Raw genomic sequence first — 26,330 nt, forward strand, 5'->3', positions numbered from 1 at the left:
CGGGGTGCGGGTCAGCGGTAGCCGGCGGCGATGATGTTGGCCTGCACCGCGTTGTCGGTCGCGTCGGAGGGGTAGCCGGCGACCACGGCTCCCTCGTAGAAGGTGCCGGCGCTCAGGTTGGCGCCGCCGCCGGGCTTGCAGCAGTCGCCGCCGCTGCCCAGCACGATGGCCCCTTGTTTCTTCATGGGGCTGTATCCGCCGGGCAGCCCGCCGTCCCACAGGGTGGTCAGGCCGCCGGACTGGGCGTTGCCGCCCTTGAGGGCGAACCTCGTCGTGCCGTTGTTCTTCAGCATCGCGGTGACGAACTTGCTCGGAAACGCCCGCTGGTTGGGGTTCCAGGACTGGCTGCCGCCGGGGTACAGGCCCCATTCGAGATCGGCCTGCACCCAGGGGCCGCTGCCCGAACAGCCGCCGAACCAGCACTCGGTGCCGAAGTTGATCGCGTCCATCGCCCCGGCGGCGTCGGCCTTCCTGGTCGTCTCGCTGTTGCCGTAGTCGAAGCAGCAGCCGCTGTTGACGTGGGTGCCGCTGGTCACCATGTACGCCCCTTCGGGTGCGGCACCGGTCGGCACGCCCGTCAGATGGCCGTCCCGCCAGTAGCTGTTGCCGGGGTTGATGTACAGGGAGTACGCCTTGGTGCCGCCGGCCGTCAGCGACTCGGACGTCGCCTTGGCCGGGCTGCTCTGACTCGACCCCGGGACCTGGGCCGATCCCTGGTACCACAGGTCGTTGCCGTGTCCGGACTGGTCGCGGACGACCGTGATCACGCACGAGGTGCCCGCGCAGAACGCGTCCTGCGCCGCTGCGTCGGCGAAGCCGCCCGCCGCCAGGACGCCGATGTCCCTGGTGGCGTTGTCCGAGGCGCGCCTGACCTGGTAGAGGGAGCCGTTGTACGAACCGTAGAGAGCGCGCACGGTGCTGTGCGCGGCCACGCACGGCGTACCGCCCGAGGCGTAGATGTCGCACGGGCCCGACCCGTTGGCCGGGGGCGGCGTCGGAGGTGTCGACGTGGTCCACTTCTGGTTGCTCTGGCCGTTGCAGGTCCACAGGATGACCGCCGTGCCGTCGGCCGTTGCCGCCCCGCTCACGTCCAGGCAGAATCCGGAGGCGACGCCGGTGACGGACCCGTCGGAGTTCTGCCGCCAGACCTGGGTCGCCCGTCCGTCGCACCCCCGGATGACCACCGGGGCTCCGGGAGCCGTCCGGGTGTCGTAGGCGTCCACGCACCGGGTGCCGTTCATCGTCCTCAGCTCACCGGCTGCCGTGAACTCGAACGCCTGGTTGGCCTGGTCGTTGCAGTCCCAGATCTCCAGCCCCGTGCCCGGCGTGTCGACGTTGCCCTTGACGTCCAGGCACCGCCCCGACGCCGAACTCACCAGGGCTGCCGGGGACGCCGGCGCCGACCAGGTCGGCGCGGTCGCCAGCAACATGGCCAGCAGCGCCATCACGGATACGGCGGCCGCAGTCGGTAAGCGCGATGCACGAGCCGCGGGGCTGCGGTGCGGAGCGGATGGAGGCTGCATGCTGTGTCCTCGGGATATGCGGGGAAGGGAGGGGACGGAGAGTGCCGTGCACACACAGGGAGCCCTCAGACATCCCATGTCGCATAGTGATCCCACAGGGTCATGGCCCTGTCAATAGAAGTTTCCGAGTCTTTCAGGGCGTCATCCATCCCATGTCTGTCCTGGTCAGGGCGGTCTGAGGGCAGCCGAAACCCGCGTCCGGCGACGACCGGAATGCCGGACGCAGGTGTTCGTCGGGGGATCAGGTGTGAGCGCTGGGTGCCGATCGCCTCACCTGAAGTTCCAGTGCTGGTTGGCACCGCCGTTGGAGTCCCAGATCTGCACGGGGCTCCCGTTGGCGCTCTGTCCCGCGGGGACCTCCAGCGCCCGGCCGGACGCGGCATTGGTCAGGGTGTAGGAGCCGTCGCTGTTCCGGCTCGCCCGCCAGTGCTGGTTGGCACCGCCGTTGTCGTCCCAGATCGTCAAACGGGTGCCGTTGCCGGTCTGGCCACCGGGTTCGTCCAGCACCCGCCCACTGGCGATGTTGGTCAGGGTGTAGGAACCGTCGCTGTTCTGGTTCGCCCGCCACTGCTGGTTCGCGGCGCTCCCGTTGGCGTCCCAGACCTGCACCGGCGTGCCGTTCCCGGTCTGCCCGCTCGGCACGTCCAGCACCCGCCCTGCGGAGGCCACGCTCACCTGGTACACCTGGCCCGAGACGATGCCGCCGCCGGGGTTCCCGGTGCCGCCGCCCAGCGCGGTCAGGGTCGCGTCGTAGGCGGCCTTCTTGTTGCCGTTGCTGTCGAACAGCAGTGGGTTCTCCCCGCTGCGCCAGGAGTCGCTGTCCCTGATGCCCCATACGGTGATGCCGGTGCAACGCGAGACGTTCATGCACGCCTTGACGGTGTTGGCGTACGCCGTCGGTGATGCCTGGGCGATGTCCAGTTCGGTGATCTGCACGTCCACGCCGAGGGCGGCGAAGTTCGACAGCGTCGTCTGGAAGCTCGACGGCGGGCCGCCGGTGCCGAAGTGGGACTGGAAGCCGACGCAGTCGATGGGCACCCCACGCGCCTTGAAGTCGCGCACCATGCTGTAGACGCCCTGCGTCTTGGCGTCGCTCCAGTTCTCGATGTTGTAGTCGTTGTAGCAGAGCTTGGCCGCCGGATCGGCCGTCCGCGCGGTGCGGAACGCCTCCTCGATGAAACCGTTGCCCAGCACGTCCTGGAACACCGAACTGCGGTGCTGGCCGCTGCCGTTGTCGGCGAACGCCTCGTTGACCACGTCCCACGCGTAGATCTTGCCCTTGAAGTGGTTCATCTCGGTGGTGATGTGGTTGTCCATCACACCGCGCAGGGTGTTCGCGTCCCTGATCGAGCCGACCCAGGACGGGAGTTGGGAGTGCCAGACGAGCGTGTGCCCGCGCATCCTCTGTCCGTGCGCGGCGGCATGGTTGACGATCTGGTCGGCGGGCCCGAAGTTGAAGGTGCCGCGGGACGGTTCGGTGGTGTCCCACTTCATCTCGTTCTCCGGGGTGATCATGTTGAACTCCCGGTCGAGAAGGGTGGTGTACGTCGAGTCGCCGAGCTTGCCGGCGGGCACGGCCGTGCCGAAGTAGCGGCCGCTGTCGGCCGCTGCCGCACCCAGGGTGCCGGAGGCCGCGTGGGCGGCGGTACTCGCCGGGCCGGCCAGGGCCACAGCCGTGCCGGCCGCCAGTACGGCGGCCAGGGCCAGGGCCTTGCGCGGACGGGGCGCTGCGTGGAGCCAGGGCATGAGGGATCGTTCTCCTTGTGTGTGTGGGGGGCGGGACACCGGCCACAAGCCGGTGCCGGGGGCGAGCCGGGCCGGTCACAAAGCCGAGCTGACCGGCAGTGCGGTCCACTGCTGGTTGGATCCGCCGTTGCAGTCCCACAGGACCAGTTGCGTACCGTCGGTGACAGACGCACCGGGATCGTCGAGACAGCGGCCGGAAACCGGGTTGCGGTAACCGCCGTTGTACGCCTGCCACTGTTGGTTGGTGCCGCCGTTGCAGTCCCAGATCTCGATCTTGGTGCCGTTGGCGGTGCCGCCGCTCGTGGCGTCGAGGCACTTCCCGAGCGCCCGCAGGGTGCCGTCCGAGCGCGCGGTCCACCACTGCGCGTCGGCGCCGTTGCAGGACCAGATCTGTGCGGCGGTCCCGTTGGCGCTGTTGCCGCCGCGGACGTCCAGGCACTTCCCCGCGACCCCGGAGCGCACCGGCCCGCCCACGGCGACGGGCGGCTTGATCCAGCCTGCCGCGTCCGCGGCCTGGACCCCGGCGTTGAAGGCGTCAGCCATCTTGCTGTAGCCGTTGTCGTTGGGGTGCAAGGAGTCGGACAGGTCCGCGGTGGTCACAGCGCTCATGTCCACCAGGCGCACATGCTTGCCGGCAGCCTGCTCGGCTTGGACGATGCCCGGCAGTTTGGCGTTGAACGCGGGGCGGGTGGCCTCCTCGGTGCCGCTGGTGGAGACGATCACGGTGCCGACGAGGACCGTCGCGTCAGGGGCGTCGGCCGTGATCTGGTCGATGAGCGCATGGAGCCGTTCGGCGGCGGGCTCGGCCTGAGAGCCGCCGTTCAGATCATTGGTGCCGATCTCCAGAGTGATCACGTTGGGCCGGTACCTTGCCAGCACGGAGTCCGCGATACCGGCCAAGTCGCTGATGCGCCAGCCGGAGTGGCCCTCGTTGTCCGGGTCGGACATCGTGCCGTTGCGGCCCGAGCCCACGAAGTCCCGGGCATGCCCCTCGTTCGCCAACCGGTTCCACAGGAAGCCCCGGTAGCCGTTCCCGGACGGGCTGCCGACACCCCAGGTGATGGAGTCGCCCAGCGGCATCAGCCGCAGGGCGGTGGGCGCGGCGGCGGCCCGTGCGGCGGAGGCCGGCGAGCCGGTGCCGGTGGCGGCCGCCGCGGGCAGCGCGGTGCCGGTGCCGATCGCTGCCGTCAGCGCGACGGCCAGGAGTAACCCGTACTTCTTCATGTGTGTTCCTCACTGGGTGCGGGACAGTGGGTGAGAGGGGACGAGCGGGTGAGTCGGTCAGCGGGGGGTGAAGTCCTGGTTGCTGCCGGCCGTGTTCTTGCAGGGCCATTGGCCGAGCTGCTGGCCGGGGTTGCTGCCGCCGCCGTAGACGTCCAGGCACAGGCCGCTGTTCTGGTTCTGGAAGGCGTACGAGCCGTCGGACTGCTGCACCGGCAGCCACTGAGCGCCGGCCGCTCCGCTCGGGGCCTGCTGCACGATGTCGGGCGTACCGGCGGTCGTGGAACCGCCCGACACCGCCACGACCAGCCCGGAGTTCTGCGCCTGCAACTGTCCGTAGCCGCCGGCGCCGGGCACGAACTGGAACTGCTGGTTGGCCTGTCCGTTGCAGGTCCACTGGTCGATCACGGCGCCCGCGCTGCCGGAGTTGCCGTACACGTCCAGACACAGACTGCCGCTGCCGATCACCAACTGGTGGTAGCCGGTGGGAAAGCCGTCACCGCCGCCCGGGGACTGGACGCCCGCCTGCTGGATGACCTGCCGCGCGCCCTGCGGCCAGTTGGTGCCGCTGACCTGGACGTTGCCGGTGAGGACGTTGTTGTGCGGAGGACCTGTGGCCACGTATGTGTTGCCGCCGTTGTACCAGTTGCCGGAGAACGTGCTGTCGTCGGTGTGGTTGTCGGCGTTGGCGTTGGTCAGCGCCCAGTTGCCGGCGTCCTGCACCACGTTGTTCGACACCGTCAGGTAGCGGGAGCCCTCGTCGAGGTACAGCGCGGTGGTGCGGTGGTTGTCGTACATGTAGTTGTCGGAGATCACCGAGCCGGGGTTCGCGGACAGGTTGTAGATGCTGCCGCCGTCGAACATCGCGTTCTTGGTGTCGAAGATCAGGTTGTGGGAGACGGTGTTGTTCTTCAGCGTCGTGGGGGTGCTGTAGACGGGCTGGTAGTCGTACGTGCCCCGGTTGGCGTAGTCCTGGCTGCCGCCGGGGTCGTTGGCGCCCCAGCCCCAGCCGATGTCGATGCCGTCGTAGGGCAGGTGGTCGCACTGGTTGTGGGTGATGGTGGCATGGGTGACGTAGGTGGACAGGATCGCGGCGGTTTCCTTGTAGTCGGTGCCGATCCCGCTCACCTTGTTGTTGCTGATGGTGATGTTCTGATTGGTCATCTGCGGGTTGCCGGGGTGGTGCGCGTCCGGCTGGATCCCGCCGACCTGGATGCCGCTGCCGGCGGTGTCGGTGAACGTGTTGCCGGTGACGGTGACGCCGTTCGCGCCGAGTCCGGTGCCGGAGGCGTTGGCGACGCCGTCGTTGCCCACGCCGAGCCCGGCCTGTCCGAGCTCGGAGAACGTGTTGCCGGAGAAGGTGATGCCGCCGGCGGCCGAGACCTGGACGGCGGCGGGCATCTGCGCCCAGTGGTTGCGGGTGGCCTCGAACTGCCTGCATCCCGACGTGCAGGTGCTCAGCCAGTTGGCGGGCATCGCGTAGGCGCCGGTGATGTGCGCGCCGCTCTGCTGGTCCGCGTAGCCGTCGGGTCCGCTGGGTCCGAGCCAGGAGGTTCCCGTGAAGTGGATGCCGCTGAAGCCCAGACCGGTGGCCGGTGAGCCGTAGCTGCCGCTGATGCCGAGCAGGCTCTGCAACCGGGGCAGTTCGACGTCGAGGCTGCCGGGGTTCTGCCCCGGCTGGGCCCGGTAGTACAGATCGCCGGTGGACGAGTCGAGGTACCACTGTCCGGCCTGCTGCAGGAACGCGTAGGTGTTCTCCAGGTACATCGTCCCGCCGGCGAACGGCGCGTTGACGGTGTCGTATCCCCAGGAGTTGTTGTTCCACGCGGGCTGCTGCATGGTGATGGTCCTGCCGCTGATCGACTGGACCGGCGCATAGCGGTCGGTGAAGGAGTTGAGGCTCTCGATCTCCATGTGGTTCTGGTCCGAGAGGCCGGCCAGGTAGTCGAGGGAGGAGTCGGTGACGTTCAGGCCGGTCGGGGTGAAGGTGAAGGCGGAGCGGGGTACCTGGATCGCCGCTCGTGGTGCTTCCCTGCCGTTCACATACAGCTGGCGCGTCTTCACGCCGGTGCCGACGTGGACCGACCAGATGTTCTTCGACTGATCATGTACCTGCCAACCGGTGATCTGCTGGGCGCCGGTCACGACCGGCTGCTGCCCGGACACGGCCTGGTAGGTGATGGTGTGTCCGTTCTGGCCGCCGTCGTCGGAGCCGAAGGCAAGCGGCTTGGTCAGCCGGTAGGTGCCACCGGCCAGGTGGACGACGACGTCCGAGTCGGCCGAGAGCCGGTGCGCGGGCTGCCTTGCCTGATCGATGGTGGCGAACGGCTGCTCGGCCGTGCCGTTTCCGCCGGGAGCCGCATCCGGCGCCACGTACAGGTCGGCGGCCGCAGCCAGGCGTTCCGCAGGTTCGGCGAACGCGACCCCGGCGGTGGCCGGACTGCCGGCCAGTAGGGCGAGCAGAGCTGTGGGGGCGGCCCACAGGCCGCGGAGCGCTCCGGCTCTGAGCATGGTCATCCTCCGGTGGCGGCGGGTTGGTGGCGGTGGCCCGTGGCCGGCGGAGTGCCTGGCCACGGGCCGGAGCCGGTCAGGTCAGCTGAGGCTCCATCGCTGATTGGACCCGCCGTTGCACGGCCAGAGTTCCGCCAGGGCGCCGTTGGCCGTGGAGGCGCCGGTGACATCGAGGCAGAGCCCGGACTGGGTGCCGGTGATGGTGCCGTCGGCGTTCATCTGCCATTGCTGGTTGGCGCCGCCGTTGCACGGCCAGGTGACCACCTTGGTGCCGGCGGACGTCTGGTTGTTGTAGGCGTCGAGGCACATCTGGCTGCTGCCGCTGTAGACGGTCAGCTGACCCGAGGACGTGCGGGTCCAGGTCTGGTTGGCGCCGCCGCTGCAGTCCCAGATCTGCAACTGTGTGCCGGCCGTGGTGGAGGAGTTCGGCACGTCCAGGCACTTGCCCGCGCCCACCGCGTGCAGCGCGCCGGTGCTCGAACCGCCTCCGGAGGAATTGCCGTACCCGACCGCGGTGATGTTGGCCTGCACGGCGTTCTCCGTGGCGTCCGAGGGGTAGCCCGAGGTCATCACGCCTTCGTAGAAGGTGCCTTGGGCGCCCTTGCTGTTGTCGCCGCCGATCCCCAGGATGATGGCCCCCTGCTTGCGCATCGGGTTGTAGCCCGCGACGTTGGGGCGCACTCCGTCATAGAAGGTGGACAGACCGCCGGACTGCGCGTTGCCGCCCCGGATCGCCCAGTGGTTCGGGCCGCCCTTGATGATGGCGGTCGTGTACCGGTAGTTGATGGTCGGGTCGTTCGCGTTGTAGTGCTGGTTGACGCCGGAGAACAGGCCGTTCTCCAGGTCGGCCATGATCCAGGGACCGTTGCCGCTGCCGTAGCCCCACACCTTGATGTTGCCGAAGTAGATGGCCTCCATGGTGCCGTTGCCGTCGTCGTTGCTGTCCGTCTCGGCGTTGCCGTAGTCGAAGCAGCAGCCTCCGTTGTAGTGCGTGCCGTCGAAGATCGCGTACATGCCCTCGGGGTTGTCTCCGGTGGCGATGCCGTTGGTGTGGTTGTTCCGATAGCCCGTTCCGGGCGCCACGAAGACGCCGTAAGCCTTGTGGCCGCCCACCGTGGTGGGCGCGGCGGTGGCGTTGGCGAGGTTGTCCGGACCGCCGGCGGCACCCCCGCCGGGTGCCTGGGTGAGGTTGTTCCCGCGGCCCGACTGGTCGTAGATGATCGTGATCAGGCAGGTCGTCCCCGAGCAGAACGAGTCCTGTGCCGAGGCGTCGGCGTATCCGCCCGCGCTCAGCACACCGATGTCGCGGGTGGCGTTGTCCGAGGCGCGCCGCACCTGGTACAGCGGCCCGCTGTACGAGGCGTACAGCGCTCGTGTCGTGCTGTGCGCGGCCACGCAGGGCGTACCGCCCGAGGCGTAGATGTCGCACGGTCCGGACGTGGCGGCCCGGGCCGTGCCGGTCGTGGCCGTGGCTCCGGCCAGAACGCCCGCGACGAGCACGGTCGCGGCACCAGCCCGGGCGACGGTGTTCCACCGAGTCCGCGCCGTGGGTACGGGCGCGGAGGCGCGCGCCCGATGCGGCGGGCCGTCCGAACCGGAACGGCGGCGCACCGACGTGAACAACCGCTGAAGACGGCGGTGCGTGAACAGCCGGTGGAGTCTCGTACGAGTGGATCTCATCTGATCTCCCTACCGTGCCGGCGCAACCCGGTCGGGTTGTGAGGGGTGGCACAGACGAATGCAGAAGCGCTTGGCGTGCTTGTGTTGCAGTGGGATTGCAGAGAGGTTTTCCAGGAGGAGCGGTGCACCCGGTCGCGCGGGCCGGTCAAGGGTGGGGAGTGCCTGCCGCGAACCGTGTAGCGAATCGATTCGACTGCTGATTCCGGCGGTTCGCAAGCTCTTGGAAGCCTCGAAAAGTTGCGGTGTCGACGGCGCCTCACCTTCCGCCCTGCCGTTCGTCTCGTTGGCGATGAGGCGAGGAGGGGTGCGCCGGGCAGGAGGAGCAGGCCCACCGGGTGATCGTGATCATGCCGTTGAGCAGGGAGGAAGCCCGACAGGTCGGATCCCGTGACACCGGTTCGGGCGACCGGGGGCGAAGCGGTCCGGCGCCGGGTCCGCGCGTCGGCGCCGCGCGCACCGCGCTGCACGCCACTGGCCCGCCCGAACTGCGGCCCGGCTGCCGTCGAAGCGCTTGCGTCGAACCGATTCGCCGACATCCTGCCGTACACGATCAGACCAGGACTCGCGACTGCTGGCGGCCCCTTCCCCGGAACCGAGCAGCCACCGGGAGGGACGGTGCCACGGACCTCCAGGACCCGAAGCGGCGTCAGGCCGAGTCGCGGACGACCAGTTCCGTAGGGAGGATGACGTGCCGCCGCGCCGCGAACGGCTCCTCCATCCCCTCCAGCAACGGTCGGATCGTGGCCCGGCCGATCTCCTGCACCGGTTGACGCGCGGTCGTGAGGCGCGGCGGCGTGCGCTCGGCCGGCGGGAAGTCGTCGAAGCCGACCACGGCGACGTCCTCGGGCACTCGCCGTCCGGCGGCCCGCAGGGCCTGCGGCGCCTCGGCCACCGCGGTGTCCGACGCGGCGAGGACACCGTCGATCTCCGGGTGCCGATCGAGGAGTCCCGTCCTGGTCCGCCGTCCGCTGGCCCGCGTTGACATCACCTTCGGCGAGCAATGACCCTGGGGCGTCGCGTCCGGCCGGCTCCAGGCGCGTCGACATACCACCGCTGAAGCCGTGCGGTGCGCGCCCGCCCCAGGGGAGGGATCGCAGTGCGTGCCATGGTTCTGGTTCCTCCTTGCGGGGTGCGACTCGATGGAGGTCAAGGCTCGAACCAGTGGGAGCGCTCCCAATAGTGGAGACGGGTGCGGCCGCGGTCAAGGCGTTCACCACATCAATCGTTCGAACGGAACCGGCGCGGAAGGTCGAGGGATCGCCCACACCAAGGTCGACTTGGGTTTCCTCGGCATGGCCGCCCAGGGGCCTGACGGTCATACGGCGAAAGCCCCTGGCGAGCGTTGTCCGGCCGAGGCCCGAGACCGGCTTGCGCAGCCCGGACGGGCCGGTCGCAACGCCATGGGGCAAGAGTGCCCCTAGGCCGGAAAACAGCCGCTGGAAACCAGCCCTGGCAGGCACTACTGGGTCGCGCACTCTGGACCGGCCGACGTCGTGCACCGTGACGGCGGGGAACTCCAGGTGCCGGCACATGCGCTGGTGGCCGTTGCGGCACGCCGGGCGGGTGTCGTCCCAGCGCAGCGGCATCGCGGTGACCGCGTCGTCGGGCCGCCAGTCCTTCACGTCCGGCCCGCGGCGCACGACCCGGGCGGCCATCTCATGCCCCCGGACGGCCGGTGCGGTGACCTGGGCGTCCGTGTCGTCGTGGAAGACGGGCAGGTCGGTGCCGCAGATGCCGGCGTAGGCGGGAGCTGGTTCCACCTCGCTGGGTATCGGCGGCGTATGGCAGGCGGGGTCCCTTCGGTGCGAGCCGGTGCCTCAGATGGTGACTGGCTCGGCGTGCGTGGTGGTGAGCCCGGCGCTGGTTCGTGCGGCGGGTGTGGCCTGCGGCTGTGGCTCTCGCCGCGGGAGGGGAGCAGGTCAGGGCGTCGGGGCGGAGGTGTGACCCGCGCCGACGACGGGGGCGAGGCCGTAGAACGCTCCGGCGGTGCCGGCCAGGAGGGCGTGGACATCGCTGTCGCTCCAGCCGGTGAGCAGTTCGTCCACGGTGGCGGCCCACCGGTTCCAGCCGCCCGCCAGATTGGCGACCGGCCAGTCGGAGCCGAACATCAGCCGGTCGGGGCCGAAGGAGGAGAGCAGCACGTCCCAGACGGGACGGATGTCGGCGGTGGTCCAGTGGGCGTGGTCGGCCTCGGTGACCAGCCCCGAGACCTTGCACACCACCTGCGGGTGTGCGGCCAGCAGAGCCATCCGTCGTGTCCAGTCGGCCAGGTCGCCGTCGGCGATCGACGGCTTGCCGGCGTGGTCGAGCACCTGGGGCAGGTCGGGGAAGCGTTCCGCCAGCCGGATCGCCTGGTCGAGCTGGTGGCTGCGGACGAGGATGTCGTAGCGCAGCCCGCGGTCCCGGGCGGCCGCCAGCCCGCGTTCGACGTCGGGGCGTTGCAGCCAGTCGGGGTCCGCCTCGCTCTGGACGAGGTGCCGCAGGGAGCGCAGGTACCGGCCGCCCGGACCGGCGATCAGCTGGTCGAGCACGTCTCCGATGGCCGGGGAGGTCAGGTCGGCCCAGCCGACCACGGCCTGGATCAGCGGCTCTTGTCCGGCGAGCGCGAGCAGGTCCTCGGTCTCGGCTGCCTCCGCGATGCACTGGACGACCACTGTGCTGTGCAGCCGTCGGCCCGCGATGGGGTGCGTGGCGGTGGCGCGCAGGTCCTCGGGGGTGAAGGTGCGGCGGATCGATGCCAGGTGGGGGTCGTCGAGCCAGGGTTGCGGACGTTGCGAGAGGTCCCACAGATGGTGGTGGGCGTCGACGATGCCGGGGACGGGGGTGGCGGTCATGACGGGGCCCCGGGAGACGGCGGCAGGTGCCAGATCTCGGGGAGTTCGGTCCACTGACGTCCCTCGCCCCGGTCGGGCCAGGGTTCCTGGCACGGGTCGGTGAGCCGCCACCAGCGCTGGGTCTCGGGGTCGGCCTCGAAGTTCTCGCCGTGGTACTCCATGTAGGCGAACAGCACGTCACCGTGGAGGAAGATGCCGTAGGTGCGGACGTTCGCCCGGTGCAGGGCGGCTTCGACGCCGGGCCACACGGCGGAGTGGAGCCGCAGGTACTCCTCGCGGTGTTCGGGGCGGAGCCGGATGGTCCGGGCGATGCGTTTCACGCCGGTTCCCCTGTCGTGTCGGTGGAGTCGGAGTCGTCGGCCGTGGTGTCGAAGGGCGTGCGGTAAGTGGGAGTACGGGCGCGCAGCCGGAGGCGCAGGGTGAGCCGGATGCGGGTGGATGCGGGCAGCCGGACCGTCAGGTAGGTGCTGTCGCAGGCCTGCCCCGACTCGGTGACGACCGGCTCGGTGTGGCCGTAGTCGTACATGTCCCCGATCCAGCCGTCGTCCTCGCAGGTGGTGTAGCGGACGGCGGTGATGGTGTGCTCGGCGAAGGCGCCCGCCTGGACGATCACCGTGCGGTCGGTGCCGGGGGAGAGGTTGACGAGTTCGACGGTGGTCGCCTCGGGGGCGATGGAGGTGACCAGGGCGGCGACGTCCGCCGGCAGCCCCGCCCGGCGGGCGTCGGCGTCGTGGTAGCGCAGCCTCGCCTGCTGCAGACCGCCCTGGTAGAGCACCTGCGGGCCGCCCCAGGTCAGCTGTACCAGGGCCTCGGTGACCACGGGGTTGCACAGCTGCCAGACGTGGATGTCGGCCTCGGGCACGTCCAGGTCGCCGTAGCGGTCGATGCGGCGCAGCCGGTGGCGGACCTGGGCCTGGGCGGTGGCGAGGATGCGCTCGGGATAGCTCGGGTCGTCGCCGGCGAGGAAGGCGAACCACGCCTTCTCGTGCCCGGAGTCCTCCTTGGACCGGAACGGCCGCACGGTGCGCCAGTCGATTCCGTCCGCCTCGCGCAGCCGGTCCAGCCGGGCCCGGTCGGCCTTCGAGGAGGTGTGGTGCCACAGGGCCACCGGCACGGGGAGTGTGGCCGGGTTGTAGTCGAACCAGCCGGCGTCGTTGTGGCGGAACGGCAGGTGCAGTGTGGGCGTGTGACGGTCCGGACCGAGTTCCACCGCCCACTTGGAGGGCAGGCTGGAGTCGGCCTCGGTGTGGGGCATGACCTTGCCGCGGTCGATGAGGGCGTCGAGCGAGGTGGCGACCATGGAGAGGTGGTCGTCGTCCCCGGTGACCGTCGCCGCCGCCAGCGCCGCCACGCAGGCCGCGTGACCGACGCTGTGCCAGCCGTGCGGCCAGGACCAGCCGTAGTGGCCGCCGTACCAGCGCCCTTCCAGCCGGCTGCCGACGACCCCGTCCGTGCCGACGTTGTCCGGGATCAGGCCGCCCTGTTCCCGGGTGCGCTCGCGCCAGGCCCCCACGTACTCGACGATCCAGTCGCGGTAGCGCTCCTCGCCGGACAGAATCCAGGCGTTGAGGACCAGGCCCGCCGCGGCAAGGTTGACCGCGGTGTCACCGACGCCCATCCGGTCGCGCATCTGGTCGCCCAGCCGCGGGTCCGCCGAGAGCGGGAAGGGGCCGTTCGCGGCCTCGGGCAGCCAGTCGAGTGGGAAGCCGTAGGTCTCCGCCTCCTTCGGCAGCCAGGGGTACACGTCGCCGTCGAACAGGCCGGTGCGTTCGGGGTCGCTGCCGTTGTGCGGGCGGGTGATGATGCGCTGCTCGGGGTCGTAGTTGCCCTGGGCGGGGTCGACGTACAACTCGGCGAAGCGGATTGCGCGTTCGGCCCAGCGGTCGGGTGCGGCCATGCACAGGAAGTAGAGCAGGAGAAGGCTCTCGCCCTGGTGGAACCAGTCGTAGCCGCGCTCGAACTCGTCGTGCAGCATGTTCAGTTCGGTCAGCTGCCGGGTCACGCCCTCCCAGTGCTTCTCGCTGGCGGGCAGGATGTCGTCGGCGCCGCCGAGGAGGTAGAGCTGGGGCCAGTTGAAGAACACTTCGTAGAAGTCGTCCACGCCGTCGCGGGTGGTCAGCAGGCCGTTGTAGTTCAGGCGTCCGTCAGGACCGGTGAAGGCGTCTTCGAAGCGGCGCCAGGCGTGGTCGAGCAGGTCGAACAGCGCACGCTGGGCGACGGCCCAGCCGGGGGGTTCGAGCAGCGGGACCGAGGCCTGGACGTCGGGTGCGGGGCAGGACTGGTCGGCGGCCGGGGTGTCGTCCCCGCGGACGTGGGGGCGAGGGAAGGGCATCAAGCTGTCACTCCTTGGTGGCGCCGGCGAGCATCCCGCTGACCAGGAAGCGCTGGGCGAACAGGAACACGACGAGGACCGGTGTGATGGCCACCAGCGTCGCCAGTGCCAATTGCGGGCGTTGGATCGCGAGGTCGCCGACGGTGGGGTTGAACGACGGCACATTGCTGAGGAGGCTGCCGACGCCCACCTGGATCGGCATCTGGTCGCTCTCGGGGAGCATCACGTACGGCAGGAAGTAGTTCGTCCAGTTGGCGACGAAGCTGAAGAACCCGACCAGCGCGATGACGGGGGTGGCCAGCGGCAGGGCGACATGACGGAAGACGCCGAACTCGGAGCAGCCGTCCATCCGCGCGGCGGCCAGGAGGTCCCTGGGCACGGCGGTGGTGAAGTAGATGTACGTCAGGTACACCCCGAACGGGTAGAACGAGTACGGCAGGATGATCGACCACATCGTGCCGATCAGGTGCACTGCGTTGATCTCCAGGAACAGCGGCACCACCAGCGTGGCGTTCGGCATCAGCATCACGACCAGGGTCGCGATCAGCAGCGCGTGCCGGCCGCGGAACTCGGTCATCGCCAGCGCGTACCCCGCCGGTATGGCCAGGCAGAGCGTGATGACCAGCGAGATCGCGGCGTAGAGCGCGGAGTTTCGCAGCCACATCAGGATGGCGTCGTCCTGGAAGGCGGTGAGCGCGTGCCAGTTGGCCGACAGCGCGTGCCAGGACCCGAAGGACAGCGGGTTGTCGTGGACCAGCTGCTGGTCCGTCTTGGTCGCCGCGAGCAGCAGCCACAGCACGGGCAACACGAAGAACACCACGAACACGGTGAGCACCGAGCCTGCCAGCAGCCGTGACGCCATGTGCTGCGGTGGACGGTGGCGCGGCCGTGGTTCCCCGTGCCGGCTCTTGACGCTCCGGTCCCGTTTCGCGCGAAGAGCGGCGGCAGGAGCGGTGGACTGTGTGTCAGTCGGCATCGAAGAACCCCGATCGTGCGACGAAGGCACCGGCGACCGACACGCTGACGACCAGGAGCTCCACCGAGACCGCGGCGGCGCCGTTGATGTTGTTCATCTGGAAGGCGAAGTCGTACGTCAGCTGGTTGAGCGAGTAGTCGCGCCCGGCCACGCCGGTGCTGGCGAGGGAGAGCAGCTCAGGCTCGACGAAGAGCTGCGCACCGCCCGCGAAGGCGAGGATCACCATGTAGACGATCCATTTGCGGAGCAGGGGGATCTGCACCCGCCAGGCGGTCTGCCAGCCGTTCGCGCCGTCGATGCGCGCGGCCTCCATGAGGTCCTTGGGGATGTTGTTGAGGGCGCCGTACATGACGACGATCCAGCCGCCCGCGCCGGTCCAGAACGCGATGACCGTGAACAGCAGCGCCAGGTTCCCCGGCGCGATGACCTCGCCGAAGGTGTGGAAGCCCAGGGCCTCCAGGAGCGAGCTGACGGGGCTGACCGTCGGGTCCAGCATGAACAGCCACACCAGGACGCTCGCGGCGCCGGCGAGGGCCCCGGGGATGTAGTAGAGGAAGCGCAGCGCCTGGCTGACCGGCCCCGAGGCCAGCCGGTGAAGGAGCAGCGCCAGGACTACCACGAACACCACGAGCGACATCAGCCAGAAGACCAGGTACAGGGCCACGTGGCCCAGGGAGTCCACGAAGCGGAAGTCCCCTGCCGTGGTGACGAAGTTGGAGAAGCCGGTGAACGCGCCTCCGGCGTCCGTGAACGCGAAGTAGATGGCGTAACAGGTCGGGAGGACGCCGAAGGCGGCCAGCAGCAGTACGTAGCCGGCGGCGAATGCCACGCCGGCCCGGCTCTGCCGGGAGGTGCCGCGAGGGCGTCCCCGGACGGAGCCGGCCGATGAGTGTGTGATCGTCACTGGGAGACCTTGTAGCCGTCGGCCTTGGCGTACTTGACGATCGCGTCCTGCCAGGCGGGCAGCATCGATTCGATGGTCTTGCCCTGGGTCAGGCCGGGCTTGACGGTGGCGGCCCAGATCGCCTCCTGACTGAATTGGCCCGAGCCCCAGTCGGACCACACCTGCGAGGAGGCGTCCTTGAGGGCGGTGAGGTCACCGGCGAAGTACCCCGAGGCGGCCTGCGCCTTCAGCCAGTTCTCGGCGGCGGGGGCGTACGCCGGGAAGCCGGGGGCCTTCTCGCCCTGGTAGGCGTTGTCGGTGGTGACCCATGTCAGGAAGTCGGTGGCCGCCTTGATGTGGGTGGAGTGCTTCGACAGCAGCCAGGTGCCGCCACCGACGTTGCCGGTGGAGGGGGAGGCGTCCCCCTGCCACTGCGGCATGGGCGCCACCGCTATCTGCTTGGCCGGGGTCTTGAGACCGTCCTTGAACACCGCGCCGCCGTACCACGCGGGGCCGGGCATGAGCAGGACCTTGTCGGCCTCGTTCTTGGCGAAGTCGGTGCTGAAGACGCCGCTGATCGACATGGACCTGTTCTTGATCAGTGCGTCCAGCAGCCTGGCCATCTTGGTGCAGGCCTCGCTGGTGGTGTTGACCGAGACGGCCTTGGGGCCGGTGATGTGGTTGGCGCCGCACTTGCTCGCCCACAGGTAGATCTCGGGGGTGAAGGTGTCGCCCGCGTCGCCCACGAGGTAGCCGGGGTGCTCCTTGGCGACCTTCTCACCGAGCGCCTGGTACTCCTCCCAGGTCGTCGGGACCGTGTAGCCGAACTTCTTCAGCAGCGGCGCGTTGTACCAGAGCACCGCTTGGGAGAGGTCGTTGCGCAGGCAGTAGAGGGTTCCGTCGACCGTGCAGACGTCGTTGGCGCCCTTGGCGAACCCGCCGAGGGTGGCGTCCGGGATCAGACCCTTGTTCAGCGGCGCCGCGAAGCCCGCGTCGACGGCCCAGCTCGCCTCGTTGTTCTGGGAGCTGAAGACGACGTCCGGCCAGCCCTTGTGGGTGCGGTTGAAGAGCTGGACCTTCGTCTGGAGGTAGTTGGACCCGTTGGCGTCACCGTCGTAGCTGACGATGTCCATCTTCACGTCCGGGTGCAGCGCCTGGTACTGCTTCGCCGCGTCCAGGCGGGTCGCGTCCACCCAGACGGTTAGCGTGCCGTCCTTCTGTGGCGCCTGCGCGAAACCGTTCTTGTTCGTCGTGCCGGCGCTGCCGCCGCTGCCACAGGCGGTCACCGTGAACAGCACGGTGGCGGCACAGCCGGCCAGCAACGCGGCACCTCTCCGGCTGGTCCCTGTCTCCCGGTCGGCCGAAGGCTTGTAGACGGACATGAGCGACTCCAGTCGGTGTGCGTGAGGCTGCTGACGGCTCTGTCGGTAGCGCTGCGGAAGAAATTAGCCGCCCTATCGAAGACTGAGTCAAGAGGTATGTATGGCTTTTCGGGAGGCGAAGTGCGCATGATGTCGGCACCTATGGGCTCTTAAATGGCATAAATGGGCGCTTAAGAGTCAATTCTCGGTCGCGATGTCATCAGGCGTGAGGGGAAATGAGTACTACTTATTTACGTCCGGGGTACGATGAGCTCGGCTCCAATGTCGATCAGTCACCGTCGTCGCAGTCACCCGGAGGCAGCACGCATGAAGGACACGCCCGCCGTGGCCGCAGTGATGAACGGATCGGATGAGCGGCGGGACTACCGCCCGGGATACGAGGTCGTGGCGGAGCGGATCCTCGAGTTCATCGCCGAGTCGCGCCTGGTCCCCGGGGACCGGATGCCCACGGAGAACGACCTGGCCCAGCAGTTGGACACCAGCCGGGCGGTGGTCCGGGAAGCCGTGAAGATCCTCTCGGCACTCGGCCGGGTCCGGGCGCACAAGGGGCGCGGGCTGTTCGTCGCGGACGACGAGGGCATGCTGGTCACCAGCCGCTGGGGCGGCTTCTTCCGGCCCGTGGACCTCGACCACGTGCTGATGCTGTTCGAGTTCCGCAGGGTCCAGGAGATGGCCGCCGTCCGGCTCGCGGCCACCCGTGCCACGCCCGCCGAACTGCGCACGATCGAGGTGGCCATGCAGCAGTGCCGGCACGGGTACACCCATGGCGAGGTCGACGTCTTCAACCAGGCCGACGACGACTTCCATGCGGCGGTGGCCGCCGCATCGCACAACACCTTCCTGGGTAGCGCGGTGCGTGACGCCCGCCGGCTCCAGCGCCAGTCCAGCGCGATCGGCATCCACGACTCCTTCGGTGACGGCACCGCGGCCGCGGTCGAGGAACACGAGGCGATCTACCGCGCCATTCGAGACGGCCGACCCGAAGAGGCCGCCGAGGCCACCGCCGTACACCTCGACCGCACGCTGGAGGACTACCGGCGGGAGATCCAGCGGCGCCTGTTCGGCTGACCGGCGGCTCAGGTCACCGGGCCAGGAGGCCCGCGCCCGATGGGAGAAGGAGGCGCGTCTGCGGCGGGAGAGGGAAGCGCGCGAACGCGTGCGCGTCCTGCCACGGAGACGTGACCGAGCGCAGTGCGGCGGGGGGCGTGGTGTCTCGGGCGCCGCGAGTCGCCTGCGCGCCGCATCGGGCGAGCATGGTCAGCACACCACGACGACGAACCACCGAGGCGGGGCGGCAGCGTACCCACCCCGGTGAACCCTGGCCCCGCGCGTCAGCGGCGGACCAGCACCGCGTGCGTGACGGTCGGCGAGCCGACCAGCTCGGACACCCGGTAGCCGTCGATCCCGTCACCCAGATTGTCGAGCAGCCGCTCCCCGCGCCCGATGAGCAGCGGCGCGATCGCGAGGTGGAGCTCGTCGATCAGCCCGGCGCGCAGATACTGCTGGATGACCGTCGCGCCGCCGCCGATCCGGACGTCCTTGCCGCCCGCGGCGTCGAACGCGCGCTGGAGCACCGTCTCTGGCGGCTCGTCGGTGAAGTGGAAGGTCGTTCCGCCGGCCATCTCCAGCGTCGGGCGCAGATGGTGGGTGTGCACGAAAACGTCGTGGTGGTAGGGCGGGTTGTCGCCCCACCAGCCCTTCCAGGACTCGTCCTCCCAGGGCCCGCGCTGCGGGCCGAACATGTTCCGCCCCATGATCGTGGCGCCGATGTTCTGCTCGCCGCGGGCGAAGTAGTCGGCATCGATTCCGGTCTTTCCCGCGGCGTAGTCCTCCGCCGCGGAGACGAACCAGCTGTGCAGGTCATCGCCCCAGCCGACACCGTCGCCGAACGGGGCGTCCAGTCGCTGGTTCGGGCCGGCCGCGAAGCCGTCGAGGGAGATCGTCACGTTGTGTACGCGGACCTTGGGCATGGCCTTCGCCTCTCGTGCTGATGCCGTTGTCTCACCCTTGCGTCGTACAGAGCCCGCCGGGATCGACATCCCCGCGCACATTCCTTCGGCGGGCCGTACTGCCACCCGGCACCACGCCCCGACGCCGGGCATCATGAGCGTCCCTCACCGCCGCCCCGTGGATCGGTAGCGCGCTTCGCAGCTCATCCCCGTCAGGAATCACACGATCGCCGAACCGAAGAACCAGAGGAGATTCGACTGTGCCTACGTCTTCTACGGCACCGTCACCGTTGCCTCGATCCGACTCTGGCTCCCGTCGCGACCCACCGGAGAGACCTCCGTGCCCCGGTTGCCGTCGAAGAGGCCGCGGCCACGAGCTCGTCCCTCGGACGCACTGTGATCTCGTACGGCGCACACGGACGGCCGGGAGCGCGTCCCCTCGGTTCGAGGGGCCGGACGCGCGCTAGCGGCGGTCGTTCAGGCCCGGGTGTAGCCGCCGTCGGCGAAGAGTTCGGCGCCGGTGACGAACGACGAGGCGTCCGAAGCCAGGAAGAGGGCGGCCTCGGCGATTTCCTCGGCGTCGGCCAGCCGCCCCAGTGGCACGGTGGCCTCGGCGAACCGATCGGCGGCCGGCCCCGCGACGCCCAGCAGGCCAGGGGTCCGCGTGGGACCCGGGCTGAGCACGTTGACCCGGAATCGGCGCTCCCGTGACTGCCGGGCCCAGTTGTGCACGAGGTTGCTCACCGCCGCCTTCGAGGCGCTGTAGATCTCGAGCTGCTCATTGGGCCGCACGCTGTTGCTCGAGCCGACGACCACGATGGAGGCGTTCTCCGCCAGCAGCGGGAGCGCCTTCTGAACGGTGAAGAGCGTGCCCTTGACGTTGACGGCGAGCGTCAGGTCGACGTTCGCCTCGGTGTGCGCTCCGAGCGCGGCGTCCGCGACGATTCCCGCGTTGGCCACCAGCACGTCGATGCGTCCGGCCTCCTCGCGGACTCGCGCGTAGAGCGCGTCCAGGTCGGCCAGGTCCGAGACGTCGGATCGTACGCCGGTGGCCGCGGGGCCCATCTCCTTGACTGCCGCTTCAAGACGGTCGGTGTCCCGGCCGGTCACGAAGACCCGAGCGCCCTCCCGGACGAAGCGGTGGCCGATGGCCAGCCCGATCCCGCTGGTGCCTCCGGTGACCACGGCCACCTTCTCCTGCAGTACGCCTGGCATGACGAACCCCTTCGGTTCTGGAATGGATCGTCCATAAGCTAGGCAGTAATGGACGATCGAGTCAAGAATGGATAGAGTGCGACCATGCCGAGACCACGCGCCTTCGACGAACGCCAAGTCCTTGAGCGGGCCCGGGAACAGTTCTGGGCGACCGGCTATGCGGGAACCCGGATGGACGACATCGCCCAGGCGACCGGCCTGGGCAAGGGCAGCCTGTACGGCGCATTCGGCGACAAGGGCAAGCTGTTCCACCGTGTATTCGGCGACTGGTGCACCGCAGTCCTCGAGGTGGCCGCAGAGCAGCTGGCAGGCGGCCCGGACGCAGAGGCCATGGACCGGCTGTCGGAATACGTGCGCCTCATGGCGGAGAACACCGCCTCCGACACCGAGCGCCGCGGGTGCCTGCTGGCCAAGGGCGTGGCGGAACTGGCACAGCATGATCCGACGGTCGCCGCACGGTCGGCCGAGACCATGACGGCACTGCTGACCCTGCTGCGGACGGAGATCAGCGCCGCCCAGCGCCACGGCGACATCGACAGCGCTGCGGATCCGGAGCGGCTGGCGGCACTGCTGCTGACGGTGGTCCGCGGTATCGAGGCGGTAGGCAAGGCCGGCCTGGACCCGGAGACGGTGCGGAACATCGCGGACACCGCACTGGCGGTCCTGCCCAGGCCCGAGGGACGGAAACGGAAACGCTCCGCAACCCGGCGCAGTCCGGCTCGCGAGAACTAACTTGGTGTCATCACGGCCACATCATCCGCCGGACCGGACAGTTCCTAGCCGCGCCAGCTGTAGCGGCGTTCCGGGCGGCCGGCGGTGCCGTAGCGCAGGCTGACGTCGGCATGGCCAGTGGCGTGGAAGTGCTCCAGATAGCGGCGGGCGCTGACGCGGGAGATGCCGGTGGCCGCCGCGCACTCGGCCGCGGACAAGGTGCCGTCCGTGGCGCGCAGGGCGTGCTCGATCAGCTCGGCAGTCTCCACGCTCAGGCCCTTGGGCAGGGTGCCGCCCGGGGCGGGGAAGCCGGCGCCGGCCAGCACGCGGTCGACGTCGGCCTGGCCGCGGACGACTACGCTGAGCAGGCGCCTTCAAACAGGTCCTCCAAGACTCGGGCATCGGCGACGCCATCGCCTCGGCCGCCAAAGGCGCACACATCAACGTGATCGTGCTGGGCTGGCTGATCGCCCTGCTGCTGTCCCTGACCACGGGTTCAGCCACGGTGGGCATCGTCTCCGCCACCGGCATCGTCGCCCCGCTGATCGGCAACCAAGGCGGCCTGGAAGCCTCCCTTCTCGTCATCGCGATCGGCGCCGGGTCCCTCGGCCTCAACTACGTCAACCACGCCGGGTTCTGGCTGGTGAAGGAGTCGTTCGGCATGGACCTCGCCCAGGCCGCAAAGACCCAGACCGCAGTGCAGACACTCGTCAGCGTTCTCGGACTGGCCATGGCACTGCTGCTGTCGGTGTTCGCCTGAACCTTGACCCGTAACCGCGGGCGCGGAATCAGGATTCGTTGCGGTATCCACCACGTCGTGGGAGTCGTCGAGAGCCGGATCGCGACTCCCACGGGGGCCCGCGGTCGTCGGGTGGATCACTTCATCGAACCGGTTCGGGGAAGTTAGCACCGTCAGTGTCGGCCAGCAATCCCCTGGACTATAAGAAATCAGGACCTTCTGCTCCGGGTGCGCGTTGTTCGCGCGGGGTGTTGACAGCCGTCGTGTCTGTTTCTACCTTCACTTCACGCGAACCGGTTCGACGGTCGGATCCGGGTCGCAGTTCCGTCCCTGCGCCTCACGCGCCGCTGAGTACTCTCTTCACTGAACTGCGGACCGGTTCGAGCAAGGAGTCACCCGTGAACATCGGTGAGATCGCCCGGCGGGCCGGTGTCTCGCGGAGCACCGTGTCCTACGCGCTGAGCGGCAAGCGCCCGGTCTCGGACGACACCCGCCGCAAGATCCAGGAGGTCATCGACGAGCTGGGCTACCGCCCCAACGCCAGCGCCCGCGCCCTCGCCAACGGCCGCACCAGCACCATCGGCCTGGTCTTCCCGCCGGCCGGCAACCACTACACCGGGATGCAGCTGGACTTCATCGGCAGTGTGGTGGAGGCCGCCGCGGCCCATGACTACGACGTCCTGCTCTCCCCGAGCGGCGTGGACAGCGACCGCTCCTTCCAGCGGCTGCTGGGGGAGCGGCGGGTCGACGGTGCGATCCTGATGGAGATCAGGCTGGAGGACGACCGGGTCGACCACCTGGCCGACCTGGGCTTTCCCTCCGTCGCCATCGGACGGACCGCCCATCCGGAGGGCGGCTGGTGGGTGGGCCTGGACCACACCGCGCTCGCCGCGGCCTGCGTGCATCATCTGGCGGATCTCGGCCACCGCCGGATCGCCTTCGTCAACCGTCCCAGGCAACTGGTGCGGGCCGGGTACGAGTCGGCCCACCGCGGTCTCGACGGCTTCACCAAGGCCGCGGCCGAGCGCGGGCTGACCGTGCGGACGTACTGCTGCGGGGACGACGCGGCATCCGGGCAGGCCTGCCTGGAGCAGATCCTGCACGACGATCCCGCCACCACCGGCCTGGTCACCCTCAACGAGGCCGCCCTGGGCGGTCTTTACCGGGGCCTGGCCCAGGCCGGCCGCCACGTGCCGCGCGACTTCTCCGTCACCGGGGTCGTGGCCGGCCGCTGGGCGGAGACGGTGACTCCGCAGCTCACCGCCGCCGACGTACCGGCCGAGGAGATGGGCCGACGCGCCGTCGACCTGCTCGTGGAACGGATCGACCACCCCGACGCGCCGCCCCGCCACCACCTCCTCGTACCCCCGATCTCCCTGCGCGCCAGCACCGGGCCCGTCTCCGCGCCCTGACCGCATCGGCGTCGTTCTCCTCATCTCACTTCACGTCACCGGACGCACGACCCGCTCGACAGCGCCGTTCGCCGCGCCCGTCTCGCCCGTCACCCCGTGCCTCGGCACCCTCATGCCCAGACCAAAGGAACCTCGCGATGAACAGCTCCTCCAGACAGCGCCGTCTGACCGCCGTGGCCGTCACCGCGCTCGCGGTGGCCGTCTCTGCCACCGCCTGCTCCTCCGGTTCCGGCAGCACCGACACCAAGGGCGCCGGCAGCGGCACGTACACCATCTGGGACCCGTACCCGCAGTTCGACAAGGCCTCGGCCTGGGCCAAGCTGCTCGACCAGTGCGGCACCAAGGCCGGCGTCAAGGTCAAGCGCACCGGCTTCGACACCAGCGACCTGGGCAACAAGACGCTCCTCGCCGCCCAGCAGGGCAACTCGCCCGACGTCCTTATCGTCGACAATCCCGTGGTGTCCACCCTCGCAGAGGCGGGCGTGCTCACCACCACCGCCGACAACAAGCTGGACACCTCAAAGGCCGACCCCAACCTGCTGGCGGCCGGGCAGTCGGGCGGCAAGACCTACGGCACACCCATCGGCGCCAACACCCTCGCCCTCTACTACAACAAGAAGGTTCTCAAGGCAGCCGGCGTGGACATCGCCTCGGTCAAGGACTGGGCTTCCCTGACGGCGGCCCTGGCGAAGGTCGAGAAGGCCGGCAAGAAGGGCATCACCTTCTCCGCGATCGGCACGGAAGAAGGCAGCTTCCAGTTCCTGCCCTGGTTCTGGGGATCGGGCGCCAAGCTGACCGAACTCGACTCCACCCAGGCCGTGTCCGCCCTCTCCCTGTGGAAGGACTGGCTGAAGAACGGCTACGCCCCCAACTCGGTGCTCAACAACACCCAGACCACCAGCTGGCAGGAGTTCGCCAGCGGCGACTACGCGTTCAGCGAGAACGGCACCTGGCAGCTCGCCAACGCCAAGAAGGCCGGCCTCGACTACGGCGTGCTGCCCATCCCCGGCAAGACCGGCGGCAACGCCGCGGCCCCCACCGGCGGCGAGTTCGTCACCATCCCGGTCCAGCAGGACACCGGCCGCTACGCCACCTCGCAGAAGCTGGTGGCCTGCCTGACCAGCGGCGACAACCTCTACACCACCGACACCACCCTGTCCTATGTGGCCCCGGTCGGCGCGATCCAGGACAAGCAGGTCGCCGCGAACCCCGAACTCAAGCCGTGGGTCGAGGCGGTGAAGTCGGCAAAGGGGCGCACCAGCGACGACCTGGGCACCAGGTACCCCAAGATCTCCGAGCAGATGTGGAAGGCCGTCCAGTCCGCCCTCAGCGGCTCCACGTCACCCAAGGACGCGCTGTCCGAGGCGCAGTCCGCCGCCAAGTAACCGGACCACAAGAGCCGTTGATGAATCACACGACACAGCTGCCGGACCACCGGTCCGCGCGCGTGCGGGGCGGGGTGGTGGATGCCGCCGCCCCGCTGCGGACCGGCAGCAGGAAGCGCCGCCGGCCCGCCCCCACCCAGTGGGCCGCCTGGGGATTCCTCGCCCCGGTGACCGCCTATCTCGCCCTCTTCTACGCCTATCCGCTCTACCGCAACCTCGACCTCAGCCTGCGCAACTACACCGTCCGCTCCTTCGTCCAGGGCGACGCCCCGTTCACCGGCCTGCGCAACTACCGCACCGTCTTCGACAACCCGACCTTCGCCCCCGCCCTGCTGCACACCGCCGTCTTCACCGCCGTGTGTCTGCTCTTCCAGTACGCCATCGGGCTCGCCCTCGCCGTCTTCTTCAACCAGCACTTCCGGCTCTCGGCCACCCTGCGCGCCCTGTTCCTCGTTCCCTGGCTGCTGCCGCTGATCGTGTCGGCCTCCACCTGGTCGTGGATGCTCAACAGCGACTCCGGCATCGTCAACGCCGCCCTGCACCCGCTCGGTATCGGCCCGGTGAACTGGCTGACCTCGCCGTCCTGGTCGCTCACCTCGGTGATCATCGCGAACATCTGGATCGGGGTCCCGTTCAACCTGGTCGTGCTCTACAGCGGACTGCAGTCCATCCCGGCGGGCCTGTACGAGGCCGCCGCCCTGGACGGGGCCGGAGCCTGGCGGCGCTTCTGGAGCATCACCTTCCCCCTGCTGCGGCCGGTGTCCGCCATCACCCTGCTCCTCGGCCTCGTCTACACGCTCAAGGTCTTCGACATCATCTGGATCATGACCAAGGGCGGCCCTGCGGACTCCTCCACGACCTTCGCCACCTGGTCCTACCAGCTCGGCTTCGGCAACCTGTTGCCCGCCTTCGGGCCGGGCGCGGCCGTCGGCAACCTGCTCGTGGTCGCCGCGCTGGTCTTCGGCCTGGTCTACGTCCGGGTGCAGCGGAAGCAGGCCCTGTCATGAGCCGCGGACGCAGGCGCGCATGGGCGAAGACCACGATCGGCCTCGTGCTGACCGCGATCATGCTGTTCCCGGTCTACTGGATGGTCAACGTCTCCTTCACCCGCGACCAGGACATGCGCAAGAGCCCGCCGGACCTGCTGCCCCTGCACGGCACGCTGGCCGGCTACCGCTCCGTCCTCGACGAGCAACTGCCCTACCTCGGCACCAGCCTCGTCATCGGCCTGGGCACCGTCGTACTGACCGTCGCCCTCTCCGCCCCCGCCGGCTACGCGCTGGCCAAACTGCGCCCGCGCGGCGGCGGCATCCTGAGCTTCGTCCTGCTGGCCGCCCAGATGATCCCCGGCATCATCATGGCGATGGGCTTCTACGCCATCTACCTCCAGCTCGGCCTGCTGCAGTCCGTTCCCGGCCTGATCGTCGCCGACTCCACCCTGGCCGTCCCCTTCGCGGTGCTGATCTTCACCGCCTTCATGTCGGGGATCCCGGGCGAACTGCTCCAGGCCGCACAGGTGGACGGAGCGCAGGCACTGCGCACCTTCTGGTCGGTCGTGCTGCCCATGAGCCGCAACGCCGTCGTCACCGTGTCCCTGTTCGCCTTCCTGTGGTCCTGGTCCGACTTCGTCCTCGCCAGCACCCTCGTCAACGGCGGCGCCCACGAGCCGATCACCCTCGGCATCTACCACTACATCGGCAACAACAACCAGCAGTGGAACGCCATCATGGCCACCGCCGTCGTCGCCTCGCTGCCCGCCGCAGTGATCCTCGTCCTGGCCCAGCGCTACGTCGCCGCCGGTGTGACCGCCGGCGCCGTCAAGGACTGAGCC

19 protein-coding genes and 4 pseudogenes are annotated in these 26,330 nt (G+C 69.4%); 7 read left to right on the forward strand and 16 right to left on the reverse strand.

Features of this window, described 5'->3' with window-relative positions:
- Nucleotides 1-11: 11 nt before the first annotated feature.
- The 13 genes and pseudogenes from ACYF6T_RS19280 to ACYF6T_RS19340 form a co-directional block, all read right to left on the reverse strand.
- Nucleotides 12-1,445: an arabinofuranosidase catalytic domain-containing protein gene (locus tag ACYF6T_RS19280; RefSeq protein ID WP_461698007.1), complete on the reverse strand. Its 1,434-nt coding sequence runs from the start codon at nt 1,443-1,445 to the stop codon at nt 12-14.
- Between the two features lie 351 nt (nt 1,446-1,796).
- A pseudogene (locus ACYF6T_RS19285) lies at nt 1,797-3,269 on the reverse strand (endo-1,4-beta-xylanase); the annotation flags it as partial.
- 75 nt (nt 3,270-3,344) lie between these two features.
- Nucleotides 3,345-4,493 (reverse strand): ricin-type beta-trefoil lectin domain protein, encoded by a 1,149-nt coding sequence (locus ACYF6T_RS19290; RefSeq protein WP_461698008.1) that lies wholly within the window; start codon nt 4,491-4,493, stop codon nt 3,345-3,347.
- 57 nt (nt 4,494-4,550) lie between these two features.
- Nucleotides 4,551-7,001 carry an RICIN domain-containing protein gene (locus ACYF6T_RS19295; protein WP_461698009.1) on the reverse strand — a complete coding sequence of 817 codons (2,451 nt, stop codon included), beginning with the start codon at nt 6,999-7,001 and terminating at the stop codon, nt 4,551-4,553.
- 81 nt (nt 7,002-7,082) lie between these two features.
- Complete coding sequence (locus tag ACYF6T_RS19300) at nt 7,083-8,681, reverse strand: arabinofuranosidase catalytic domain-containing protein (RefSeq protein ID WP_461698010.1); 1,599 nt, start codon at nt 8,679-8,681, stop codon at nt 7,083-7,085.
- A gap of 646 nt (nt 8,682-9,327) precedes the next feature.
- Nucleotides 9,328-9,685: pseudogene (locus ACYF6T_RS19305) on the reverse strand (substrate-binding domain-containing protein); the annotation flags it as partial.
- 570 nt (nt 9,686-10,255) lie between these two features.
- A pseudogene (locus tag ACYF6T_RS19310) lies at nt 10,256-10,441 on the reverse strand (alcohol dehydrogenase catalytic domain-containing protein); the annotation flags it as partial.
- Nucleotides 10,442-10,600: 159 nt separating this feature from the next.
- On the reverse strand, nt 10,601-11,515 hold the full coding sequence (locus ACYF6T_RS19315) for an amidohydrolase family protein (protein ID WP_461698011.1): 915 nt from the start codon (nt 11,513-11,515) through the stop codon (nt 10,601-10,603).
- Nucleotides 11,512-11,835: an L-rhamnose mutarotase gene (locus tag ACYF6T_RS19320; protein ID WP_461698012.1), complete on the reverse strand. Its 324-nt coding sequence runs from the start codon at nt 11,833-11,835 to the stop codon at nt 11,512-11,514. Before ACYF6T_RS19320 ends, ACYF6T_RS19315 begins: the two co-directional genes overlap by 4 nt.
- Entirely contained in the window at nt 11,832-13,847 is a 2,016-nt protein-coding gene (locus ACYF6T_RS19325) for a hypothetical protein (RefSeq protein WP_461698013.1), read from the reverse strand. The genes ACYF6T_RS19320 and ACYF6T_RS19325 overlap by 4 nt, the downstream gene beginning before the upstream one ends.
- 7 nt (nt 13,848-13,854) lie before the next feature.
- Complete coding sequence (locus ACYF6T_RS19330; RefSeq protein WP_461698014.1) at nt 13,855-14,709, reverse strand: carbohydrate ABC transporter permease; 855 nt, start codon at nt 14,707-14,709, stop codon at nt 13,855-13,857.
- 103 nt (nt 14,710-14,812) lie between these two features.
- On the reverse strand, nt 14,813-15,727 hold the full coding sequence (locus ACYF6T_RS19335; protein ID WP_461698015.1) for a carbohydrate ABC transporter permease: 915 nt from the start codon (nt 15,725-15,727) through the stop codon (nt 14,813-14,815).
- Nucleotides 15,724-17,088: an ABC transporter substrate-binding protein gene (locus tag ACYF6T_RS19340; RefSeq protein ID WP_461698016.1), complete on the reverse strand. Its 1,365-nt coding sequence runs from the start codon at nt 17,086-17,088 to the stop codon at nt 15,724-15,726. Before ACYF6T_RS19340 ends, ACYF6T_RS19335 begins: the two co-directional genes overlap by 4 nt.
- 306 nt (nt 17,089-17,394) lie before the next feature.
- On the opposite strand from ACYF6T_RS19340, the gene ACYF6T_RS19345 reads away from it, so the two are divergent.
- On the forward strand, nt 17,395-18,156 hold the full coding sequence (locus ACYF6T_RS19345) for a FadR/GntR family transcriptional regulator (RefSeq protein WP_461698017.1): 762 nt from the start codon (nt 17,395-17,397) through the stop codon (nt 18,154-18,156).
- Between the two features lie 263 nt (nt 18,157-18,419).
- Here ACYF6T_RS19345 and ACYF6T_RS19350 read toward each other — a convergent pair whose 3' ends face one another.
- Entirely contained in the window at nt 18,420-19,058 is a 639-nt protein-coding gene (locus ACYF6T_RS19350; protein ID WP_461698018.1) for a dihydrofolate reductase family protein, read from the reverse strand.
- A gap of 456 nt (nt 19,059-19,514) precedes the next feature.
- On the reverse strand, nt 19,515-20,252 hold the full coding sequence (locus ACYF6T_RS19355) for an SDR family NAD(P)-dependent oxidoreductase (protein WP_461698019.1): 738 nt from the start codon (nt 20,250-20,252) through the stop codon (nt 19,515-19,517).
- An 84-nt stretch (nt 20,253-20,336) separates the two neighbouring features.
- On the opposite strand from ACYF6T_RS19355, the gene ACYF6T_RS19360 reads away from it, so the two are divergent.
- Complete coding sequence (locus ACYF6T_RS19360; RefSeq protein WP_461698020.1) at nt 20,337-20,984, forward strand: TetR/AcrR family transcriptional regulator; 648 nt, start codon at nt 20,337-20,339, stop codon at nt 20,982-20,984.
- A 44-nt stretch (nt 20,985-21,028) separates the two neighbouring features.
- Here the strand turns inward: ACYF6T_RS19360 and ACYF6T_RS19365 are convergent.
- Nucleotides 21,029-21,334, reverse strand: a pseudogene (locus ACYF6T_RS19365) (response regulator); the annotation flags it as partial.
- Nucleotides 21,335-21,375: 41 nt separating this feature from the next.
- Here ACYF6T_RS19365 and ACYF6T_RS19370 point away from each other — a divergent pair.
- The 5 genes from ACYF6T_RS19370 (at nt 21,376) to ACYF6T_RS19390 (ending at nt 26,327) form a co-directional block, all read left to right on the forward strand.
- Complete coding sequence (locus ACYF6T_RS19370; RefSeq protein WP_461698079.1) at nt 21,376-21,723, forward strand: GntT/GntP/DsdX family permease; 348 nt, start codon at nt 21,376-21,378, stop codon at nt 21,721-21,723.
- Nucleotides 21,724-22,100: 377 nt separating this feature from the next.
- On the forward strand, nt 22,101-23,114 hold the full coding sequence (locus ACYF6T_RS19375; RefSeq protein WP_461698021.1) for a LacI family DNA-binding transcriptional regulator: 1,014 nt from the start codon (nt 22,101-22,103) through the stop codon (nt 23,112-23,114).
- Nucleotides 23,115-23,251: 137 nt separating this feature from the next.
- On the forward strand, nt 23,252-24,499 hold the full coding sequence (locus ACYF6T_RS19380; protein ID WP_461698022.1) for a sugar ABC transporter substrate-binding protein: 1,248 nt from the start codon (nt 23,252-23,254) through the stop codon (nt 24,497-24,499).
- Nucleotides 24,500-24,519: 20 nt separating this feature from the next.
- Entirely contained in the window at nt 24,520-25,506 is a 987-nt protein-coding gene (locus tag ACYF6T_RS19385) for a carbohydrate ABC transporter permease (RefSeq protein ID WP_461698023.1), read from the forward strand.
- Nucleotides 25,503-26,327 (forward strand): carbohydrate ABC transporter permease, encoded by an 825-nt coding sequence (locus ACYF6T_RS19390; RefSeq protein ID WP_461698024.1) that lies wholly within the window; start codon nt 25,503-25,505, stop codon nt 26,325-26,327. Before ACYF6T_RS19385 ends, ACYF6T_RS19390 begins: the two co-directional genes overlap by 4 nt.
- The last annotated feature ends 3 nt before the right edge of the window (nt 26,328-26,330 follow it).

The organism is Streptomyces sp. 7R007 (assembly GCF_054850255.1).